Source organism: Streptomyces sp. KM273126 (genome assembly GCF_004337435.2).
In the GTDB taxonomy this organism is placed as follows: domain Bacteria; phylum Actinomycetota; class Actinomycetes; order Streptomycetales; family Streptomycetaceae; genus Streptomyces; species Streptomyces acidicola.
Window position 1 is genome coordinate 491,211 of sequence record NZ_SJXB02000002.1, and the last position, 19,899, is coordinate 511,109.

The following is a 19,899-nucleotide window of genomic DNA, read 5'->3' on the forward strand; positions in this document are numbered from 1 at the left end:
CCGCGCCCGTGCCCTCGGCCCCCACGACCGCCGCGCACGTCCCCGTCACCGACCGCCCAGCCCACCGCGACCCCAACGTCCTGCGCTGGCTCGGCGCGTACGCCTCGTCGGCGACCGGTGACAACGTCTACTACCTCGCCCTGTCCTGGGCCGCCGTCCAGGCCGGGACGCCCGCGCAGGCCGGTCTGGTCACCGCGCTGAGCGCCGTGCCGCGGGCCCTGTTGATGTTGGGCGGCGGAGTGATCGCCGACCGGTTCGGCCCTCGCAGGGTGCTGATCAGCAGCGACAGCGTGCGCTGCGCGGTGGTCCTCGCCGTCGCCGGGCTGCTGTTCGCGGGCCGTCCGGGCCTGTGGCCGCTGGCCGCGCTGGCCCTCGTTTTCGGGGCGGTCGACGCGGTCATGATGCCCGCGCTGGGTGCCCTGCCGACCCGGATCACGGGACGCGGACAGCTCGCCCGGGTCCACGGCATGCGCGGACTCGTGGTCCGCCTCGCGAGCGTCGTCGGGGCCCCGCTCGGCGGCCTCGGCGTGGCGCTCGGCGGCTCGGCGGCGGCGTTCGGCCTGGCCGGGCTGCTGTTCGCGGCGTCTCTGCCGCTCCTGATCGCCCTACGCGTGGGGGAGGAGCCGGCGGAGGGCACGCGCGCGCGTGGCACCGCGTGGAGCGATCTGGCCGACGGGCTGCGCTACCTGCGCGGCCACCGCGTCCTGCGCTCGCTGATCGTCGTCATCGCGCTCAGCGACCTCGGTTTCGTCGGCCCGCTCAACATCGGCCTGACCCTCCTCGCCGACGAACGCGGCTGGGGAGCCGGGGGCGTCGGCTGGGTGCTCGCGGGCTTCGGTACCGGCGCCGGGGCGGTCTCGCTGCTGATCGGCGTCCGCGGACGAGTCCCGCGCGCGGGACTCGTCCTGTCGGTGTCCGGCGTCGCCAGTGCCGTCGCGATCGCCGCGCTGGCCTACGTGCCCCACGTCGCGGCGGCCGTCGCCGTGGCCCTCTCGATCGGCCTGATCTCCGGGCTGAACGGCGTGCTGTGCGGGGCGCTCCTCCAGGCCGGGTCCGACCGGACCTACGTCGGCCGCGTCACCTCCGTGTCGACCTTCTTCAGCCTCGGGCTCGCGCCGCTCACCTTCCCGCTGACGGGCGCAGCGATCGGCCTGTGGGGCACCGGCCCGGTGTTCACGGTCAGCGCGGCCGTGTGCGGCCTGGCCGGCGTGTACGGCCTCTGCTCCGGCCCGCTGCGCCGCGCGGAGCTGCCCCGCTGACCGCTGGCTCAGCTAGATCCCCAGCTGCTTCGTCTCATGCAGCTTCGTGATCGCGTCCTTCTCGCCGTCCAGCTCGACATCGGCCACCTGCTGCCGCCCGTACAGGAACAACAGCAGCTCCGACGGTTCGCCGGTCGCCGTGACCACCGGCGTGCCCCGGTGGGCGACCGCCGTCTGGCCGTCCGGGCGGCGCAGCACGAGCCCGGTCGGGGCACTGCGGCCCATCAGCCGGGCGGTGCGCTCCATACGGGACCACAGGGCGTCCTGGAAGACCGGGTCCAGCTCGCGCGGCGTCCAGTCGGGCTGGGCGCGGCGCACGTCCTCGGTGTGGACGTAGAACTCGATCGTGTTCGAGGCCTCGTCGATCTGCTTCAGGGAGAAGGGCGAGAGACGCGGCGGGCCGGTGCGGATGAGCCGGATCAGCTCGTCGTACGGCTTCGCGGTGAACTCGGCCATCACCCGCTCCAGACGCGAAGCGAGCTGCTTGACGAGGATGCCCCCGGCGGCGTCGGGGCGGCGCTCGCGCACCACCACGTGGGCGGCGAGGTCACGGGTGTTCCAGCCCTCGCAGAGGGTCGGGGCGTCCGGACCCGAGGCCTCCAACAGGTCGGCGAGGAGAAGTCGTTCACGCTTGGCATGGGTCGACATGCGGCAAGCCTACGACCGGGTGGCGCCTGAGCCCAGTGGAGACCGGCCCGGTGCGCCGACGGGCGTCCCCCGAACCGGTCCGGCCTGTGGACAACCACGGGCAGTGTCGGCGGCGCGCGGCACAATGGCACCCATGACCAGCACGCCGTCCCCCAGCGGGCCCAACGGGCCCGGCAGCCTCGATCCCGGGATCGCCGCGCGCCTCAAGCGCAGCGCCGACGGGCTCGTCCCCGCGATCGCCCAGCAGTACGACACCGGGGAGGTGCTCATGCTGGGCTGGATGGACGACGAGGCGCTGCACCGCACGCTCACCACCGGCCGCTGCACGTACTGGTCGCGCAGCCGCCAGGAGTACTGGGTGAAGGGCGACACCTCCGGCCACTTCCAGTGGGTGAAGTCCGTGGCCCTGGACTGCGACGCCGACACCGTGCTCGTCAAGGTCGACCAGGTGGGCGCCGCCTGCCACACCGGCGCCCGCACCTGCTTCGAGGCCGATGTCCTCAAGGCCGCCGAAGGCGGCGCCGGTTCCGACGCACCGTCACTGGATCAGTAGGGTCGGCCGCCATGGACCTAGAGACGTTCCGCAAGCTGGCCACCGACCGCCGTGTCATCCCCGTCAGCCGCAAGCTCCTCGCCGACGGCGACACCCCGGTCGCGCTCTACCGCAAGCTCGCCGCCGAGCGCCCCGGCACCTTCCTGCTGGAGTCCGCGGAGAACGGCCGCTCGTGGTCCCGGTACTCCTTCGTGGGCGTCCGTTCCGCCGGCACCCTCACCGAGCGGGACGGCCAGGCGCACTGGCTGGGCACCCCACCCGTCGGCGTGCCCGTCGACGGCGACCCGCTCGTCGCCCTGCGCGCCACGATCCAGGCCCTGAACACGCCCCACGACCTCGCCTCGGGCCTGCCGCCCTTCACCGGCGGCATGGTCGGCTACCTCGGCTACGACATCGTGCGCCGCCTGGAGAAGATCGGCCCCGGTGAGCACGACGACCTCCAGCTTCCCGAGCTGACGATGCTGCTCACCAGCGACCTTGCCGTCCTCGATCACTGGGACGGCACGGTGCTGCTCATCGCCAACGCCATCAACCACAACGACCTGGACACGGGCGTGGACGAGGCGTACGCGGACGCGGTCGCCCGCCTCGACACCATGCAGGCCGACCTCTCCCGCCCCGTCTCACAGCCCCCGGCCGTGCTCCCGCCCTCCGAGCTCCCCGAGTACACCGCCCGCTGGGGCGGCCCCGACTTCCAGGAGGCCGTCGAGGACGTCAAGGAGCGCATCCGGGCCGGCGAGGCCTTCCAGGTGGTCCCGTCCCAGCGCTTCGAAACGCCGTGCACGGCAAGCGCGCTGGACGTCTACCGCGTCCTGCGCGCGACCAATCCCTCCCCGTACATGTACCTGTTCCGCTTCGACGGCTTCGACGTCGTCGGCTCGTCCCCCGAGGCCCTGGTCAAGGTCGAGGACGGGCAGGCGATGCTGCACCCCATCGCGGGCACCCGGCACCGCGGCGCCACCCCGCAGGAGGACCAGGCCCTCGCCGACGAGCTGCTCGCCGACCCCAAGGAGCGCGCCGAGCACCTGATGCTCGTCGACCTGGGGCGCAACGACCTGGGCCGCGTGTGCGAGCCCGGCTCGGTCGAGGTCGTCGACTTCATGTCCATCGAGCGGTACTCGCACGTCATGCACATCGTGTCGACCGTCACCGGGCGTGTCGCGGAAGGCCGTACGGCCTTCGACGTGCTGACCGCCTGCTTCCCGGCCGGCACGCTCTCCGGAGCCCCCAAGCCGCGCGCGATGCAGATCATCGACGAGCTGGAGCCGGCCCGCCGCGGGCTGTACGGCGGCTGCGTCGGCTACCTCGACTTCGCCGGCGACTCCGACACCGCCATCGCCATCCGCACGGCCCTCCTCCGCGACGGCACCGCCTACGTCCAGGCGGGCGCCGGCATCGTCGCCGACTCGGACCCCGTCGCCGAGGACACCGAGTGCCGCAACAAGGCGGCGGCGGTGCTGCGCGCGGTGCACACGGCGAACCGGCTCGGTCAGCGGCGGGCGTGAACCCCGGGTGATGTGGTGCGTGGGCGTCAGGCGATAGTGGAGTACGTGACCGCACTACCTCACCCCCGTTCCGAACCCGCACGCGTCCGTGCCGGGCGACGAAGTCTCGGCGTCGCGCTGCTGTGCGGCGCGCTCGGCGCGGCCGTGGCACTGCTCGCCTCCCGGCAGCGCTGGTCGGAGGCCACCGCCTCGGTCGCGGGCGGCGACTTCCCGCTGACCGCCAAGGGCAGCGAGGTCACCGGCGTCCCCGCGGCCCTCGCCATAGTGGGCCTCGCCGCGCTCGTCGCCGTGTTCGCCGTACGCAGGGCCGGGCGCGTCCTGGTCGCGGCGCTGCTCGCGCTCTCCGGCGCGGGCACCGTCGCCACGGCCGTGCTGGGCGCCTCCGACAGCTCCGCGCTCGACGAGAAGGCCGCACAGGCCTCCGGTGACACCTCCGCCACCGTCGACGCGCTCAGCCACACCGCCTGGCCCTACGCCGCGGCCGTGGGCGGCGTACTGATCCTGCTCGCCGGGCTGATCGCCCTGCGGTACGGGAAACTGTGGCCCGCGATGTCCGGCCGTTACGAGCGCGACGGGACGCCCCGGCCGCGCAGGGCGAAGCCCGTGGACCCGGACCGTCCCGAGGACCTGTGGAAGGCCCTCGACCGGGGCGAGGACCCGACGGGCGCATAGGGTGCCCTCGGCGCTCCGGCGTTCGCTGACGCCCCGAGGAGAGACCCCCGCTCAGGGTGTTCGCGCGGGTACGGGACAATGGACGGCGAGCGTCCGACTCACACACGCATCGCTTACAGCAACGAGGAGCAAGCATGGCGGGCAGCAGCCACGGTCACACCCCGGCCGCCTGGACCGGTGTCATCATCGCAATCATCGGTTTCTGCGTCGCGGGCGCCTTCATGGTGATGGCCAACCCGCTGGGCTTCTGGGCCGGCATGGTGATCACGGTCCTCGGCGGTGTCGTCGGCGCCATCATGCGCTCGATGGGCCTGGGCCAGTCCAAGCCGGCGCGGCCCGTTCAGCACGTCGCGAAGCCCGAGGCGGCGCGCGAGCCGGCCGGCGCCGAGAGCTGAGCCCGCAGGACGGTCTCGTACCCGTACGGCTCCGGGAGGGGCGGACCCGGCGTGCAGAAGCGCCGGATCCGCCCCTCCCGCGCGCCGGGCGGCCCGCACCGGGCAGAATGCGTGGTGTGAACGCCGACAGCCGCAGAGTGACCCCGTCGAGCGGTACCCCCACGGGCGCGCGCTCCGTGCTGGGACGCCTGGCCGTGCCGGCCGGGGTACTCGCGGCCGTGGCCGGGGCCTTCGCGTACGTCGGGGCCGTGGACCCCAACGAGCCCGGGCACTACCCGGTCTGTCCGCTGCTGCGCCTCACCGGCCTGTACTGCCCGGGCTGCGGCGGCCTGCGCGCAGCGCACGCGTTCGCGCACGGGGACATCGCAACGGCACTCACCGACAACGCGCTGGCCGTGCTGGGCTTTCTGGCGTTCGCGGCGGGATGGACCGTCTGGGTGGTCCGCACCGTGCGCGGGCGGCCGACGCGGATCGAACTGCCGTCGGTGGCGCTGTGGTCGCTGGGCGCGTTGACGCTGGTCTTCACGGTTGTCCGGAACCTGCCGTTCGGTGGCTGGCTGCATCCTTGATCACATGGTGAACGTCCAGGTAGAGGGACCGGCGTCAACCGGATGCGAGGCCTACGCCTTCCTGCGGATACCATCGCAGTGACCCCGAACAGCTTGAACTGCTCGAACCGCTTCAACCGCCCACCGTCAGGAAGGGGGCCGCTCGCGTGAGTGTGCTCGACGAGATCATCGACGGAGTCCGTGCCGACCTCGCGGAGCGGCAGGCGCGCGTCAGCCTCGACGAGCTCAGGGAGCGCGTGGTGAAGGCCCCGGCGGCCAAGGACGGCGTGGCCGCGCTGCGCGGTGACGGCGTGAAGGTGATCTGCGAGGTCAAGCGCTCCAGCCCCTCCAAGGGCGCGCTGGCCGCGATCGCCGACCCGGCGGGACTGGCCGCCGACTACGAGGCGGGCGGCGCGGCGGTCATCTCCGTCCTCACCGAGCAGCGCCGCTTCGGCGGCTCGCTGGCGGACCTGGAGGCGGTCCGGGCCCGCGTCGACATCCCCGTCCTCCGCAAGGACTTCATCGTCACCTCGTACCAGCTGTGGGAGGCCCGGGCGTACGGCGCCGACCTGGCCCTGCTGATCGTCGCGGCCCTCGACCAGCCCGCCCTGGAGTCCCTCGTCGAGCGTGCCGTGTCCATCGGGCTCACACCGCTCGTCGAGGTGCACGACGAGGAGGAGATCGAGCGGGCGGTGGACGCGGGCGCGAAGGTGATCGGCGTCAACGCCCGCAACCTGAAGACCCTGGAGGTCGACCGCTCCACGTTCGAGCGGATCGCCCCCGAGATCCCCGACAGCATCGTCAAGATCGCCGAGTCCGGTGTCCGCGGCCCGCACGACCTCATCGCGTACGCCAACGCCGGCGCCGACGCCGTGCTCGTGGGCGAGTCCCTGGTGACCGGACGCGACCCGAAGACGGCGGTCTCGGACCTCGTGGCCGCGGGCGCCCACCCCGCGCTGCGGCAGGGCAGGGGCTGACACCCACCATGGCCGTTCGCCGCGCATCGGCCCGACGACCCCGGACGAGCCCGCGCTCGACCGGCGCCGTCGCCCTGGCCTGCGCACGCTCGGCCGACCCCTACGCCCGCCTGGCCCGCGGCTGCCGGCCGCGTGGCTGCCGGGCGCCCGCGCGGCGCGTCCACGGTCGCCGCGTCCGCTACGTCATCGGTGACGAGCCCGGTCAGGTCAACGGAATGCGATGGCCCGGGCCCGTACGCGCGTTCACTCTGCGGATGGGCTGAGCCGACGTCGGTCGGCCCGGGCATCCGGGCTCGTCCTCACCATCGGGAACCGGGTGACCGGCTCCACGTGGGCCGAGAGGGCTGTTTCTCGCTGTCGTCGGCTCGCAACCGACCCCGACGGAGAGTGCGCGTACATGGATACCGTGACCATGTCCGACCTGTAACCGGGGCTCAAGCCCCTGCGAGGTAACCGCATGTCCAGCGAGTTCTTCATCCCCGACCCCGAGGGCCGGGTTCCCAGCGCCGAGGGGTACTTCGGCGCGTACGGCGGCAAGTTCATCCCGGAGGCACTGGTCGCCGCCGTGGACGAGGTCGCCGTGGAGTACGACAAGGCGAAGGCCGATCCCGAGTTCGCCCGCGAGCTCGACGACCTGCTCGTGCACTACACCGGGCGGCCGAGCGCACTCACCGAGGTGCCGAGGTTCGCCGAACACGCCGGCGGCGCCCGCGTGTTCCTGAAGAGGGAAGACCTCAACCACACCGGATCCCACAAGATCAACAACGTGCTCGGTCAGGCGCTGCTCACCCGGCGCATGGGCAAGACGCGCGTCATCGCCGAGACCGGTGCCGGACAGCACGGCGTGGCGACGGCGACCGCGTGCGCCCTGTTCGGGCTCGAATGCACCATCTACATGGGCGAGATCGACACCCGGCGGCAGGCCCTCAACGTGGCGCGCATGCGCATGCTCGGCGCCGAGGTCATCGCCGTGAAGTCCGGCAGCAGGACGCTCAAGGACGCCATCAACGAGGCCTTCCGCGACTGGGTCGCCAACGTCGATCACACCCACTACCTGTTCGGGACCGTCGCGGGACCCCACCCCTTCCCCGCCATGGTGCGTGACTTCCACCGCGTCATCGGCGTCGAGGCACGGCGCCAGCTGCTGGAGCGCGCCGGGCGCCTTCCCGATGCCGCCGTCGCCTGCGTGGGGGGCGGTTCCAACGCCATCGGGCTCTTCCACGACTTCATCCCCGACACCTCCGTACGCCTCATCGGGTGCGAGCCCGCCGGGCACGGCGTCGAGACCGGGGAGCACGCCGCGACCCTGACCGCGGGTGAGCCCGGGATTCTGCACGGGTCGCGGTCGTACGTCCTGCAGGACGAGGAAGGGCAGATCACCGAGCCGTACTCGATCTCGGCCGGGCTGGACTACCCCGGCATCGGCCCCGAGCACTCCTACCTCAAGGACAGCGGCCGCGGCGAGTACCGCGCGGTCACCGACGACGCCGCGATGCAGGCACTGCGCCTGCTGTCGCGCACCGAGGGGATCATCCCGGCCATCGAGAGCGCCCACGCGCTCGCCGGTGCCCTGGAGGTCGGCCGGGAGCTGGGCAAGGACGGGCTGATCGTCGTCAACCTGTCCGGCCGCGGCGACAAGGACATGGACACGGCCGCCCGGTACTTCGGCCTGTACGACACCGACGCCACCGTTGCCGCGGACGCCGACGGCGGCGCCGCCGAGATCGAGGGGGACGCCAAGTGAGCGGCAACGTCCAGCTGCTGAGTGACACCCTGGCGGCCGCCAGGGCCGAGGGACGGTCCGCTCTCATCGCGTACCTCCCGGCCGGATTCCCGACCGTCGACGGGGGCATCGCCGCGATCAAGGCCGTCTTCGAGGGCGGTGCCGACGTCGTCGAGGTGGGCCTGCCGCACAGCGACCCCGTCCTCGACGGGCCCGTCATCCAGACCGCCGACGACATCGCCCTGCGGGGCGGCGTCAGGATCGCCGACGTGATGCGCACGGTCCGGGAGGCCTACGAGGCGACCGGGAAGCCGGTGCTCGTGATGACGTACTGGAATCCCATCGACCGGTACGGGGTGGAGCGCTTCACCGCCGAGCTCGCCGAGGCCGGAGGGGCCGGGTGCATCCTGCCCGACCTCCCCGTCCAGGAGTCCGCCCTCTGGAAGGAACACGCCGAGAAGCACGGGCTCGCCACGGTCTTCGTGGTCGCGCCCAGCAGCAAGGACGCCCGGCTCGCCGAGATCACCGCGGCGGGCTCCGGCTTCGTCTACGCGGCCTCGCTGATGGGCGTCACGGGAACCCGCGAGTCGGTGGGCGCCCAGGCACAGGACCTGGTCCAGCGCACCAGGGCCACCACCGAGCTGCCCGTCTGCGTCGGGCTCGGTGTATCCAACGCCAGGCAGGCCGCCGAGGTCGCCGGCTTCGCCGACGGGGTGATCGTCGGCTCCGCCTTCGTGAAGCGGATGCTGGACGCCCCGGACGAGGCCGCCGGACTGGAAGCCGTACGGACCCTGGCGGGTGAGCTCGCCCAGGGCGTGCGCGGGACGGCGTGACGGGCAGGGCGAGGGACAGCGCGTGGGGCCGGTGTCGCACGCGGCCGTGACACACAGCCGTTCGCGCACGTGACGGACAATCCGCTCACTCGAACGAGTGGACCTGGGGCCGGGGAGGCGCTCTGCGTCTCCCCGGTTCGTTCTGCCGGATGTGAGCGAGAAGAATCGTGAGGGAAAGCGCACCGCCCGGGAGAGGCTGGCGGCGGAGCGAGAGAAGCAGAAGACCGCGGAGAGGCGCCGCCGCGTACTGGTCGTGGGGGCCTCCGTGGTATGCGTCCTGGGCCTGGCCGCGGGGATCGGCGCCCTCGCCGCGAACGCCGGCAAGGACGGCGCGGACGAAGCCTCGGGCCCGGTCGTGGGGCCCTCGGGAGCGCAGGGCAAGAACGGCCTGGTGATCCCCGTCGGCAAGGACGGAGCCAAGGCGACCCTCACGGTGTGGGAGGACTTCCGCTGCCCGGCGTGCAAGTCCTTCGAGGACACCTACCGCTCCACGATCCACCGGCTCACGGACGCCGGAAAGCTCAAGGTCGAGTACCGCCTGGCGACACTGATCGACGGAAACATGGGCGGCAGCGGTTCGAAGAACGCCGCCAACGCCGCCGCGTGCGCCCAGGACGCGGGCAAGTTCCCCGCGTACCACGACGTGCTGTACAAGAACCAGCCCCCCGAGACGGAGGACGCCTTCGCCAAGGACGCCAAGCTGGTCGAGCTGGCGAAGAAGGTCGACGGGCTGGACACGCCCGCCTTCCGCCGGTGCGTCGAGGACGGCACGCACAACGGCTGGGCCGTGAAGTCGAACGAGGCCTTCCAGAAGGGCGATTTCGGGGGCACCCCGACCGTGCTCCTCGACGGCAAGAACATCTACCAGGACCAGTCTCTGACCCCGGCGAAGCTGAAGCAGATGGTGGAGGCGAAGAATGGCGGGTGAGGCCCGCCCGCCGTGGTCTGACGGGGGTGGCGTTATGGAGCCGTAGCCGGGCGGGTTGCCGTGGTACCTGTCCGGCAGGGTAGCGTCGACCTTGCCATGGACCTTGTTGAGCTTGCCTTCATTCCGAGCCCGTCGCGCGGGGTGCTGTACCTGGGCCCCGTGCCGCTGCGCGGCTACGCGTTCTGCATCATCATCGGCGTCTTCGTGGCCGTCTGGCTCGGTAACAAACGCTGGATCGCCCGCGGCGGGCGGGCCGGCACAGTGGCCGACATCGCGGTCTGGGCCGTGCCGTTCGGCCTCGTCGGCGGACGGCTGTACCACGTGATCACGGACTACGAGCTGTACTTCAGCGAGGGCCGTGACTGGGTGGACGCCTTCAAGGTGTGGGAGGGCGGTCTCGGCATCTGGGGCGCGATCGCGCTCGGAGCGGTGGGTGCGTGGATCGGCTGCCGCCGCCGCGGCATCCCGCTGCCCGCGTACGCGGACGCCGTCGCGCCCGGCATCGCCTTCGCGCAGGCGATCGGGCGGTGGGGCAACTGGTTCAACCAGGAGCTGTACGGGCGCCCCACGGACCTCCCCTGGGCCGTGAAGATCACGTCCTCGACGGACGGCCGGGTCCCGGGCACGTACCACCCGACCTTCCTCTACGAGTCCCTGTGGTGCATCGGCGTCGCGCTCCTGGTCATCTGGGCCGGCCGGCGCTTCAAGCTCGGGCACGGGCGGGCGTTCGCGCTCTACGTCGCGGCGTACTGCGTAGGCCGCTTCTGGATCGAGTACATGCGCGTCGACGACGCCCACCACATCCTCGGTCTGCGGCTCAACAACTGGACCGCGATGTTCGTCTTCCTGCTCGCGGTGGTCTACATCGTCCTCTCGGCGCGAATGCGGCCTGGGCGCGAGGAGATCGTGGAACCGGGTGCCTCCGACGGGGCTGAGGGTGAGGCGGCGGAGCCCGAGAAGAAGGTGGCCGTCACGGAGCCGTCGGACAAGTCCGACGAGTCGAAGCCCGACGAGTCCGAGCCCGAGTCCGAGTCCAAATCCAATGAGAAGCCGGACAAGGCGGCCGCCGAGGAGCCCACGGGCAGCGAGCCCGAGAAGGAGCCCGAGACCGAGTCGGCCAAGAAGAGCTGACCTCGACGGTACGTACGTCTGAGGGGCGCCGCATCCAGGTGGATGCGGCGCCCCTCACGTTTTCGCCCCCGCCGCCCCTACCCGTCCCATCCCCAGGGGCTCCGCCCCTTCGAACCCGACTGAGGGAGCGGTGCCCCCTGGACCTCCGGGGCTGTGGGGCTCCGCCCCGGACCCTGTTTCGGGGGCCGGCCCCCGGACCCCGCTCCTCAAACGCCGGAGGGGCTGGATTTGCCGGCCGGGGCTGGATTTCCAGCCCGTCCGGCGTTTGAGGACGAGGCCGTTCAGGCCGATGCGGGGGTCTGGGGGCGGCAGTCCCCAGGGAAGGGATGGGACGGGTAGGGGCCTACGTGGCTCTCTGCGCGAGGGAGAGCGTGCGGTGGGCGGAGGCCACGACCGCCGCGTCGACGAAGCAGCCGTTCGGGAGAGCCTGGGCGCCGGGCTCCTCGGCGGCGGCCGCGAGGACCTCCTCGGCCGACTCGATTTCCTCCCGCGTCGGCAGGTACGCCCGTTCGATGACGGGAAGCTGGCGGGGGTGGATGGCCGTGCGGCCGAGGAAGCCGAGGGCGCGGCCGTGGGCGCAGGAATGGGCCAGGCCGTCGAGGTCCCTGGTGTCCGGGTAGATCGACTGGGCGGGAGGCGGGAGGGAAGCGGCCCGGGCGGCCAGCACGACCCGGGAACGGGGCCAGTCCAGCGCCGTGTCGGACCGTACGCCCAGTTCGGCCCGGAGGTCGGTCTCGCCGAGGGCGATGCCCTTGAGCGCCGGGTGGGCGGTGGCGACGATGTAGGCCTGTTCCACGCCGAGGGCCGTTTCCAGGAGGGCGTACAGGGGCATCGCTCCGCCCTCGGCGGGGGCGGACTCCTCCGCCACGTGGACGACCTGCGCGGGGGACGTCACCTTGGGCAGGCGCAGGCCCGAGAGGCCGGGGAGTGGGGCCAGGGCGGTGAGGTCGGCCGCCGCGGGCGGGGTGTTCAGGGCGTTCACGCGGACGTGGACCGGAACTGGCGGGGGGTCGGCGAGCAGGTCGGCGGTGGCCCTGCGCGCGTACTCCTTGCGGTCCGGGGCAACCGCGTCCTCCAGGTCGACGACGACCACGTCCGCGCCGGAGGCGAGGGCCTTGGAGACCACCTCCGGGCGGTCGCCGGGGACGTACAGCCAGGTCAGGGGGTAGGCCTCCGTCGGCGTGGGGGGCGTGGGAGGCGTAGGAGTCACAGGGGGCGTCGGAGTCACAGGGCGCCTTCCGCACGCAGGTCGGCGAGGTCCGTGTCCGTCAGGCCGAGCTCAGTGAGGACAGCCTCCGTGTCCGCGCCGTGCGGCCGGCCCGCCCAGCGGATCGCGCCGGGGGTGGAGGACAGGCGGAAGAGGATGTTCTGCATGCGGAGAGGGCCCAGTTCGGGGTCGTCGACGGTCGTGATGGTGTCGAGCGCCTCGTACTGGGGGTCCCGCATCACGTCCCGTACGTCCTGGATGGGGGCCACCGCCGCCTCCGCCTTCTCGAAGGCCTCGGTGACCTCCTCCTGGGTGTGGCGGGCGATCCACGTTCCCACCGCCTCGTCGAGGACGTCCGCGTGGCGGGCCCGGCCCGTGCCCGTCGCGAACCACGGTTCGGTGGTCAGTTCGGGGCGGCCCACCAGCCGCATCACCCGCTCGGCCACCGACTGGGCCGAGGTCGAGATCGCGACCCAGCGGTCGTCCGCCGTGCGGTAGGTGTTGCGGGGCGCGTTGTTCTGGGTGCGGTTGCCCGTACGGGGCTGGACGTGGCCCAACTGGTCGTACCAGAGGGGCTGCGGGCCCAGGACCGTGAGGATCGGTTCGATGATCGCCATGTCGACCACCTGGCCCTCGCCCGTGCGCTCGCGGGCGGTGAGGGCCGTCATCACCGCGTATGCCGTCGTCAGGCCCGCGATGGAGTCGGCCAGGCCGAACGGCGGGAGCGTCGGCGGGGCGTCCGGTTCGCCGGTGATCGCGGCGAAACCGCTCATCGCCTCCGCGAGGGTACCGAAGCCCGGGCGGCGCGCGTACGGGCCGTACTGGCCGAAGCCGGTGACGCGGGCGAGCACCAGACGGGGGTTCGCGGCCGAGAGGTCGCTCCAGCCGAGGCCCCATTTCTCCAGGGTGCCCGGGCGGAAGTTCTCGATGATCACGTCGGCGGTCGCGGCGAGCCGCAGCAGTGTCGTCCGGCCGCCCGGCTTGGACAGGTCCAGGGCCATCGTGCGCTTGTTGCGGCCGAGGAGCTTCCACCACAGGCCCACGCCGTCCTTCGACGGGCCGTGGCCCCGGGACGGGTCCGGTCGGCGCGGATGCTCGACCTTGATGACCTCCGCGCCGAAGTCGCCGAGCATCGTGGCGGCCAGCGGGCCGGCGAAGAGGGTCGCGAGGTCGAGGACGCGGAGGCCGGACAGCGGTGCGGGCGTCGCGTTCACTTCGTGCATCGAGGGGTCGTCTCCCGGAGGGTGAGCTGGGCGAGGGCGTCGAAGCCGATGCCGTTGAAGTCGGCGACGGAGGTGGCCAGACGGTTCTTCAGGGGCTGGGTCCAGCGCTGGGGCAGGCCGGTGGGGTCGCCGGTGAGGAGGCCCGCGACGCTGCCCGCCGTCGCGCCGACCGAGTCGGTGTCCAGGCCACCCGACACCGCACGGCAGATGGAGCCGGTGAAGTCGCCGGCCGCGTGGGTGAGGGCGGCGGCGAGCAGCGCGGTGTTGGGGACGGCGTGGACCCAGTGGTAGTCGGCGTGGGTGAGGTGGAGTCGGTCGACCACCGTGTCGAAGTCCCTGTGGTCCTGGGCCAGTTGGATTGCGTGGTGAATTGCCCGGGCGAGGCGGGAGCCGGGGGGTACGACCCGCAGTCCGGTGCGCAGGCAGTGGTGGACGTCGTGGGTTCCGGCGGCGGCCTCGGCGATGGTGGCGGCGGCGAACATGGCCGCGTAGACGCCGTTCGCCGTGTGGGTGAGGACCGCGTCGCGGTGGGCCTGTTCGGCCGCGGCCGCGGGGTCGCCCGGGTGGGTCCAGCCGTGGACGTCGGCGCGGATGAGGGCGCCGATCCACTCGCGGAACGGGTTGCGGTGGCGGGCCGTGCGCGGTGGGGCGATGCCGCTGAGGAGGTTGCGGTAGGCGACGCGTTCGGCGGTGAAGGTGCGGCCCGCGGGCAGTTCGTCGAGCCAGAGCCGGGCCACGTCGGCGGTGGTGAAGCCGGGGCCGTGGCGCTGCATCAACAGCAGGTTGAGGAGGGGGTAGTTGAGGTCGTCGTCCTCGGGCATGCCGTCGATGTTCTCGGCGAGGGAGGTGGCGGCCGAGCGGCGGTTCCAGGGGTGGGCTGCCGCGAGGTCGGCGGGCAGGCCCAGTGCGGTGAACCAGGTACTCAGGGGCCAGTTGCCGGTGGCCCGGGCGAGCCCGCGGATGGCGTGCAGGGGGAGCTTCTCCACGGGTTTGCCGAGGAGGCAGCCCGCGGCCCGGCCGAGCCACGCGGCCTCCAGGCGGGCGAGGTGGCCGGCCGGGACGTGCCCGTCCCCCGTGGTCGGCCACTCGGGGCACAGGGCGCGGATCCCGTCGAGCTCCGTCGGCTCCATGTCCCGCAACCCGCTGGGCAGATCGGCCAGTTCGTCCAGCAGGTCCTCGGCGAGCAGCCGCAGGTACGGCGACACGGGCTCCGGTGACGCGCCGTCGCGGGGCGGGGCCGCCGGGCCCCCGGCCGCGGTCCAGCGCGCCGCGACCGCCGACGGCTCGCGGCCGTCCTGGGCGGCCTGCCGCAGTTCGTGCCCGAGGAGGTCCTCAGGCTGTACCCAGGTCAGGCGCAGGGCGGTCACCGCCCGGCCGCCAGGGGCGCGAAGGCATCCTCGTGCGCCCTCCGGCGCCGTACGTCCCGTTCGAAGACCTCGCGCGCCACCTCCGCGAGAACCGCCGCCGGGGCGTGCAGGTCCAGACGGCTGGCCTCCGCGACCTGCTTCGCCCAGTCGGCGGGGACCTCCGAGCCGAGCGCGCCCGCGAGGGCACCGGACATCGTGGCGATGGAGTCGCAGTCGCGGCCGTAGTTCACCGAGCCGAGCACGGCGTGCCGGTAGTCGCCGCGCGCCACCACCAACATGCCCAGCGCGACGGGGAGTTCCTCGATGGCGTGGAGTCGGGAGGGCCGGCGGGCGCCCAGGGAGGGGGAGCGGTAGTCGGGGCCCACCGTGTCGTACGGCGTCACCGCCTTGCGCAGGGGCGTGAGCGCCGACTCGAAGTCCGCGTAACGGGACGCCACTTCGCAGACCGTCTCGATCGCGGCCCGTGTTCCGTCCTTGGCCAGGGACAGACAGGCCGCGACCACCGAGTCCGGGGTCGCGCCCGGCGCGCACGCGGCCGCCACGGCCGCCGCGAACACCCCGGCCGCCTCCCTGCCGTACGACGACTGGTGGGCGCCCGCCACGTCGAGCGCCTCGGCGTACGCGCCCCGCGGATTGGCCGCGTTGACCAGGCCGACCGGCGCCATGTACATCGCGGCACCGCAGTTGACGATGTTGCCGACGCCGGCCTCGCGCGGGTCGACATGGCCGTAGTGGAGGCGGGCCACCAGCCACTTCTCCGCGAGGAAGATCCGCAGCAACGGCAGTGCCTCCGCCTGGAGTTCGGGGATCCAGCGCGGGGTCGTCATCAGGTCGGGGACCAGGTGGTCGGCGACGGCGTACGCGTCGAGGTGGTCGCGGACCGTGGCGTACACGCGGACCAGCGCGTGGGTCATGAGGGTGTCGTCGGTGACGTGTCCGTCGCCCTTGTGGTACGGGGCGATGGGGCGGGCCGTGCGCCAGTTGTCGCCGTTCCAGGGGCCGACGACGCCGTGCACGCGGCCGCCGTGGCGTTCGGTGATCTGCTCGGGGGAGTAGCCCTCGACGGGGCCCCCGAGGGCGTCCCCGACGGCCGCGCCGACCAGGGCGCGGGTGATGCGTTCGTCCAAGGCCGGGCTCTCTTCCCGTTCGTTCGGAGTGTTTGGATTGTTCGGAATCTTCGGAGTGTTCGGAGTTTCGTGTGTGCGAGTCGTATCTGAATGGCGCTTCATGTCCGAATCATTCACCTGGGGTGGCCAGTTCCGTGGCTGCGAGGAGTTCGGCGAGGTGTACGAGATCCGTACCGGTGAGGCGGGGCAGCGCGCAGCCGGAGAGGGTGCGGCAGGCGTCCCGCCATGTGGCCGGGATGGCGGCGTCGCCGCCGAGCGCGCCGGTCAGGGCGCCGGCGAGGGCGGGGGCGGAGTCGGCGACACGGGACAGGCAGGCGGCGGCGGGTACGGCCTCGGCGATCCGGCCGCGGGCGGCGGTGGCGAGGGCCAGGGCGACGGGGACGGTCTCGGCGGCCGCGATGCCGTAGCTGTAGACGTGGTCGACGATCTGGTGTTCCAGGAGCGGCACGAGAGCGAATGTTCCTTCGCTTGCGTGGTCCTGGGCGAGGCGCACCGCGTGCCGGGCGTTGCGGCCGATCTCCGTCTCCGCCGGAAGCTCCGCGAGCGCCGCCGCCACACAGGCGTCCACGTCCGCGCCGTCGAGCGCGAGCGCGAGCGCGGCGCCCATGGCGCGGGCGCCGTGCACGCCGTCGCCGTCCTGTGTGTAGCGCGCGTCGAACTCGGCGAGCTCGGCGGCGAGTTCGGGGTCCCCGGTGTGGGCGATGGCGAGCACACAGGCCCGTACACAGGCGGCGTCGTCGAAGTAGTGCGGATTGTCGTGGCCCGTGGCGGGCGGCCGCAGTCCGGCGGCGAGGTTGCCGAGTCCGGCGCGCACCGAGATGCGGGCGCGCAGCGGCAGGACGGCCGACTCGACCTCGGGTGCCCGCTCGGCGGCGGCCGCGACCTCGCTGGCGACGGCGTTCCAGGACAGGTCGATCGCGGCGCGCATCCGCCGGGCCCGGCTGAGGTCGCCGAGCGCACCGCAGTCCCCGGCCCGCAGCACGGCCTCCGCCGCGAACACCGCCCACTCCGCGTCGTCGGAGGGCCCGAGTCTGAGCGGTTCCGGCGGCTGGTTGAGCGCGATGGGTACGGGCAGCGTGGTCGTCGCGTTCTGCTCGGCGAACGTGTCCAGTTCGCGGGTGAGTCGCCGTGTCCACTCCGGCATCCGGGCGGCCCGGTGCCGGGCGGCGGGCCAGCCGGCGGCGTCGCCGGCGGCGAGCCCGAGGAGGAGGCCCTGGATGCGACTGCCCTCCGGGGAGTGCGCCGTGGTGTCGGCCTCGGCCTCGGCTTCGCCTGCGGCCGGGTTTTGTTTCCCACCCGCACTGCCCGTGCCGCTTTCGTCTTCGGGTGCGAGTGGCCCCTGTGGGGTGTTCTCGTCGTCGGCGGCTGCGGGTCCGAGCGGGGCTTCGGCTGTTTTCTCGGTCCAGGGCGCGAGTGCCTTCACGGTCGTACCTCGTTCTCGTCCGTGGTGAGCACGGCGTCCCGCTCCGCGCTCGGGCCGTCGTCCGGCGGGAGGCCCGGCAGCAGTCCGGGCGCCCACTTGGGGGACTCGTCCGGGGTCAGCAACTCCGCGATGTCCAGGACGTGGTGGCCCTCCATCGAGGGCAGGCAGCTGCCCCGCGCCGGGCCGATCGCCGCCGCCCAGGCCCCCGGGATCGCCGAGACGCCCCGGGTGGCGCCGGCCAGCGCGCCCGCCACGGCCGCCGTCGTGTCGGCGTCGCGCCCCATGTTGACGGCCGTGAGGACCGACTCCGTGAAGTCGCCGTCGGCCGCCGCGTACGCGCCGAAGGCCAGGGCTACGGCTTCCGGTGCCAGGTCCGTCCAGGGGTAGCCGCCGATCACCACGGCGGAGCGGACCGCGCGCTCGCCGAGATGGGCGGCCGCCACCGCCCGGCGCAGGGAGCGGGCGGTCCAGGAGTCGTCCGGGACGACCGCCAGGGCCGAGGCGACCACGGCGATCGTCGAGGCGCCGGCCATCGCGGCCGCCACGCCCGCCGCGACCGCCTGGCCGCCGTAGATGCCCTCGCCGTCGTGGCTCACCGAACCGTCGATGGCGACCAGTCGGGCCGCTTCCGCCGGGCGGCCGGCTGCGAAGACACCGAAGGGCGCGGCCCTTATGGCCAGCCCGTCGCTCCACGCGTGCCGGTGCTGGGCCGAGATCGGTGCCGCGAGGCCCCGGCGCAGGTTCTCCAGCGTGCCGCGCTCGCTGAAGCCCGCACCGCGGAACGGGCCCTCGTCGCGGTCCGCGATCCACTGGTGCCAGGCCGACTCCACGTGGGCGACCGTGAGTGCCGACCCGTGCCGGGCCAGCAGGAGCCCGGAGAAGATCGCGTACTCGGTGTCGTCCGTGCCGCAGGGGCGCTCGGTCACGTACCCCGTGATCCGGCCCCAGCGCGCACGGATCTCCGACGGCTTCATGTTCTCGGCGGGTGCGCCGAGCGCGTCCCCGACGGCGAGCCCGAGCAGCGCGCCGCGCGCCCGCTCGCGCAGGTCGGCGGCGTCCCCGGGCGCCGGGACCGAGGGAGTGCAGGCGATGGCAGCCATACGATGCCTCTCTGAGGGACTGAGCGGCCCCAGGGAAGTCCCGGTGCGCCCCCGTGCCGCCCGGCCACGCACCCTGGCGACGCCGAGAGCACGCACCGGACGACGCGGGAACGCACTCGTACGTCCCCGGCACCGCTTAGCTGCGAGTAGTTGATCCGCTCTTCGGATCTTTGCCACACGCTGCGCCCCACCGGCTTCCGTAATCCCCGCCAATCACCCGGTCGACATCTGTGCGGAACCCTGTACGAATGAGCGGGAGACGGCGTGTGATGCCTTGAAACCACCGGCCCGCATGCTGAGATGCGGCAGGTAAGTACGGCCTTCCTTGCTGGCAGGAGCGATTTTCCGCGCGTACGTTCGGGTGTTGAAGAGGGCTGAAGGCAGCCGACAGCATCCGAGGGGGACCCGAATCGTGACCATCATCGAAACCGCGGCGACGCTGCACGAGGCGCACCGGGACAATCACACGCACCGGGATGTGAACGGTGGCTGGTTGCGTCCCGCCGTCTTCGGGGCGATGGACGGGCTCGTGTCCAACCTGGCCCTCATGACCGGTGTCGCCGGCGGGTCCGTCGGTCAGCAGGCGATCATCCTCACCGGGCTCGCGGGGCTCGCCGCGGGGGCCTTCTCCATGGCCGCCGGGGAGTACACCTCGGTCGCCTCGCAGCGCGATCTCGTCGAGGCCGAACTCGACGTCGAGCGGCGGGAGCTGAGGAAGCATCCGGAGGACGAGGAGCAGGAGCTCGCCGCGCTCTACGTCAGCCGTGGCGTCGAGCCGGAGCTCGCCCGCAAGGTCGCCAGGCAGTTGTCGCACGATCCCGAGCAGGCTCTGGAGATCCATGCCCGTGAGGAACTGGGCATCGACCCCGGAGACCTGCCCTCGCCGACCGTCGCCGCCGTCTCGTCCTTCGGCTCCTTCGCCCTGGGCGCCCTGCTCCCCGTGCTGCCCTACCTGCTCGGTGCGACGACCCTGTGGCCCGCCGTGCTGGTGGCGCTCGCCGGGCTCTTCGGATGCGGTGCCGTCGTGGCCAGGGTGACGGCACGGAGCTGGTGGTTCAGCGGGCTGCGGCAGCTCGCGCTCGGTGGTGCCGCGGCGGGTGTGACGTACGCTCTGGGCAGTTTGTTCGGTGCGGCCCTATGATGGGGCGGCTCTGGGTCGGTTCTCTACTTATGCGACGGGCCGCATAAGTAGTCGTTACCAGACGGTTTCGAATGCTTAACCGCTGGGCATGAGCCGTAAGCGCCGCGGGCAACGACGCTCGCTCCGCACTCTGTGGTGG

At 72.8% G+C, this 19,899-nt stretch carries 20 protein-coding genes; 13 read left to right on the forward strand and 7 right to left on the reverse strand.

Translation table 11 applies throughout. From position 1 onward, the window contains the following. Positions 1-8: 8 nt before the first annotated feature. Positions 9-1,259, forward strand: a complete 1,251-nt coding sequence (locus E0500_RS32775; RefSeq protein WP_131567404.1) for an MFS transporter — start codon at positions 9-11, stop codon at positions 1,257-1,259. A gap of 12 nt (positions 1,260-1,271) precedes the next feature. Here the strand turns inward: E0500_RS32775 and E0500_RS32780 are convergent, their stop codons facing one another. Further along, positions 1,272-1,907, reverse strand: a complete 636-nt coding sequence (locus E0500_RS32780; protein WP_131567402.1) for a TIGR03085 family metal-binding protein — start codon at positions 1,905-1,907, stop codon at positions 1,272-1,274. 133 nt (positions 1,908-2,040) lie between these two features. On the opposite strand from E0500_RS32780, the gene hisI reads away from it, so the two are divergent. The 11 genes from hisI (at position 2,041) to lgt (ending at position 11,172) form a co-directional block, all read left to right on the forward strand. Beyond that, positions 2,041-2,460, forward strand: coding sequence for a phosphoribosyl-AMP cyclohydrolase (hisI, locus tag E0500_RS32785; RefSeq protein ID WP_131567400.1), 420 nt, complete (start codon positions 2,041-2,043; stop codon positions 2,458-2,460). Between the two features lie 11 nt (positions 2,461-2,471). Then, on the forward strand, positions 2,472-3,965 hold the full coding sequence (locus E0500_RS32790; RefSeq protein ID WP_131567397.1) for an anthranilate synthase component I: 1,494 nt from the start codon (positions 2,472-2,474) through the stop codon (positions 3,963-3,965). Positions 3,966-4,001: 36 nt separating this feature from the next. Further along, entirely contained in the window at positions 4,002-4,637 is a 636-nt protein-coding gene (locus tag E0500_RS32795) for a TIGR02234 family membrane protein (RefSeq protein ID WP_131567432.1), read from the forward strand. 134 nt (positions 4,638-4,771) lie between these two features. Beyond that, positions 4,772-5,032, forward strand: a complete 261-nt coding sequence (locus E0500_RS32800) for an HGxxPAAW family protein (RefSeq protein WP_131567395.1) — start codon at positions 4,772-4,774, stop codon at positions 5,030-5,032. 107 nt (positions 5,033-5,139) lie between these two features. After that, complete coding sequence (locus E0500_RS32805) at positions 5,140-5,601, forward strand: DUF2752 domain-containing protein (RefSeq protein WP_131567393.1); 462 nt, start codon at positions 5,140-5,142, stop codon at positions 5,599-5,601. A gap of 146 nt (positions 5,602-5,747) precedes the next feature. Then, positions 5,748-6,557, forward strand: coding sequence for an indole-3-glycerol phosphate synthase TrpC (gene trpC, locus E0500_RS32810; RefSeq protein ID WP_131567391.1), 810 nt, complete (start codon positions 5,748-5,750; stop codon positions 6,555-6,557). Between the two features lie 8 nt (positions 6,558-6,565). Continuing rightward, positions 6,566-6,820 carry a tryptophan biosynthesis modulator TrpM gene (gene trpM, locus E0500_RS32815; protein ID WP_258573697.1) on the forward strand — a complete coding sequence of 85 codons (255 nt, stop codon included), beginning with the start codon at positions 6,566-6,568 and terminating at the stop codon, positions 6,818-6,820. Positions 6,821-7,014: 194 nt separating this feature from the next. Next, entirely contained in the window at positions 7,015-8,301 is a 1,287-nt protein-coding gene (gene trpB, locus E0500_RS32820; protein ID WP_131567388.1) for a tryptophan synthase subunit beta, read from the forward strand. Continuing rightward, positions 8,298-9,113, forward strand: coding sequence for a tryptophan synthase subunit alpha (trpA, locus tag E0500_RS32825; RefSeq protein ID WP_131567386.1), 816 nt, complete (start codon positions 8,298-8,300; stop codon positions 9,111-9,113). Before trpB ends, trpA begins: the two co-directional genes overlap by 4 nt. A gap of 151 nt (positions 9,114-9,264) precedes the next feature. Beyond that, a complete protein-coding gene (locus E0500_RS32830) occupies positions 9,265-10,041 on the forward strand; it encodes a thioredoxin domain-containing protein (protein WP_165935106.1) in 777 nt (258 codons plus the stop codon). 96 nt (positions 10,042-10,137) lie between these two features. Continuing rightward, entirely contained in the window at positions 10,138-11,172 is a 1,035-nt protein-coding gene (gene lgt, locus E0500_RS32835) for a prolipoprotein diacylglyceryl transferase (protein ID WP_165935105.1), read from the forward strand. Between the two features lie 343 nt (positions 11,173-11,515). On the opposite strand, the gene E0500_RS32840 is transcribed toward lgt, so the two are convergent. From E0500_RS32840 to E0500_RS32865, 6 genes are read right to left on the reverse strand one after another with little or no spacing between them, the layout of a single operon-like run. Further along, positions 11,516-12,382 carry a CoA ester lyase gene (locus tag E0500_RS32840; protein ID WP_131563419.1) on the reverse strand — a complete coding sequence of 289 codons (867 nt, stop codon included), beginning with the start codon at positions 12,380-12,382 and terminating at the stop codon, positions 11,516-11,518. 14 nt (positions 12,383-12,396) lie between these two features. Continuing rightward, positions 12,397-13,602, reverse strand: a complete 1,206-nt coding sequence (locus E0500_RS32845) for a CaiB/BaiF CoA-transferase family protein (RefSeq protein WP_131563420.1) — start codon at positions 13,600-13,602, stop codon at positions 12,397-12,399. Next, on the reverse strand, positions 13,590-14,969 hold the full coding sequence (locus E0500_RS32850) for an ADP-ribosylglycohydrolase family protein (protein WP_131563421.1): 1,380 nt from the start codon (positions 14,967-14,969) through the stop codon (positions 13,590-13,592). Before E0500_RS32850 ends, E0500_RS32845 begins: the two co-directional genes overlap by 13 nt. After that, positions 14,966-16,198 (reverse strand): ADP-ribosylglycohydrolase family protein, encoded by a 1,233-nt coding sequence (locus E0500_RS32855; protein WP_131563422.1) that lies wholly within the window; start codon positions 16,196-16,198, stop codon positions 14,966-14,968. The genes E0500_RS32850 and E0500_RS32855 overlap by 4 nt, the downstream gene beginning before the upstream one ends. A 7-nt stretch (positions 16,199-16,205) precedes the next feature. Beyond that, complete coding sequence (locus E0500_RS32860) at positions 16,206-17,519, reverse strand: ADP-ribosylglycohydrolase family protein (RefSeq protein WP_131563423.1); 1,314 nt, start codon at positions 17,517-17,519, stop codon at positions 16,206-16,208. After that, complete coding sequence (locus E0500_RS32865; protein ID WP_131563424.1) at positions 17,516-18,619, reverse strand: ADP-ribosylglycohydrolase family protein; 1,104 nt, start codon at positions 18,617-18,619, stop codon at positions 17,516-17,518. Before E0500_RS32865 ends, E0500_RS32860 begins: the two co-directional genes overlap by 4 nt. A 412-nt stretch (positions 18,620-19,031) precedes the next feature. On the opposite strand from E0500_RS32865, the gene E0500_RS32870 reads away from it, so the two are divergent. Further along, on the forward strand, positions 19,032-19,760 hold the full coding sequence (locus E0500_RS32870; protein ID WP_131563425.1) for a VIT1/CCC1 transporter family protein: 729 nt from the start codon (positions 19,032-19,034) through the stop codon (positions 19,758-19,760). The last annotated feature ends 139 nt before the right edge of the window (positions 19,761-19,899 follow it).

Bases quoted from the DNA above. Each gene is read 5' to 3' on its own strand.
- E0500_RS32780 (WP_131567402.1), bottom strand. From the start codon at position 1,907: ATGTCGACCCATGCCAAGCGTGAACGACTTCTCCTCGCCGACCTGTTG.
- hisI (WP_131567400.1), top strand. From the start codon at position 2,041: ATGACCAGCACGCCGTCCCCCAGCGGGCCCAACGGGCCCGGCAGCCTC.
- E0500_RS32790 (WP_131567397.1), top strand. From the start codon at position 2,472: ATGGACCTAGAGACGTTCCGCAAGCTGGCCACCGACCGCCGTGTCATC.
- E0500_RS32800 (WP_131567395.1), top strand. From the start codon at position 4,772: ATGGCGGGCAGCAGCCACGGTCACACCCCGGCCGCCTGGACCGGTGTC.
- E0500_RS32805 (WP_131567393.1), top strand. From the start codon at position 5,140: ATGCGTGGTGTGAACGCCGACAGCCGCAGAGTGACCCCGTCGAGCGGT.
- trpM (WP_258573697.1), top strand. From the start codon at position 6,566: ATGGCCGTTCGCCGCGCATCGGCCCGACGACCCCGGACGAGCCCGCGC.
- trpB (WP_131567388.1), top strand. From the start codon at position 7,015: ATGTCCAGCGAGTTCTTCATCCCCGACCCCGAGGGCCGGGTTCCCAGC.
- lgt (WP_165935105.1), top strand. From the start codon at position 10,138: ATGGACCTTGTTGAGCTTGCCTTCATTCCGAGCCCGTCGCGCGGGGTG.
- E0500_RS32845 (WP_131563420.1), bottom strand. From the start codon at position 13,602: ATGCACGAAGTGAACGCGACGCCCGCACCGCTGTCCGGCCTCCGCGTC.
- E0500_RS32855 (WP_131563422.1), bottom strand. From the start codon at position 16,198: ATGAAGCGCCATTCAGATACGACTCGCACACACGAAACTCCGAACACT.
- E0500_RS32865 (WP_131563424.1), bottom strand. From the start codon at position 18,619: ATGGCTGCCATCGCCTGCACTCCCTCGGTCCCGGCGCCCGGGGACGCC.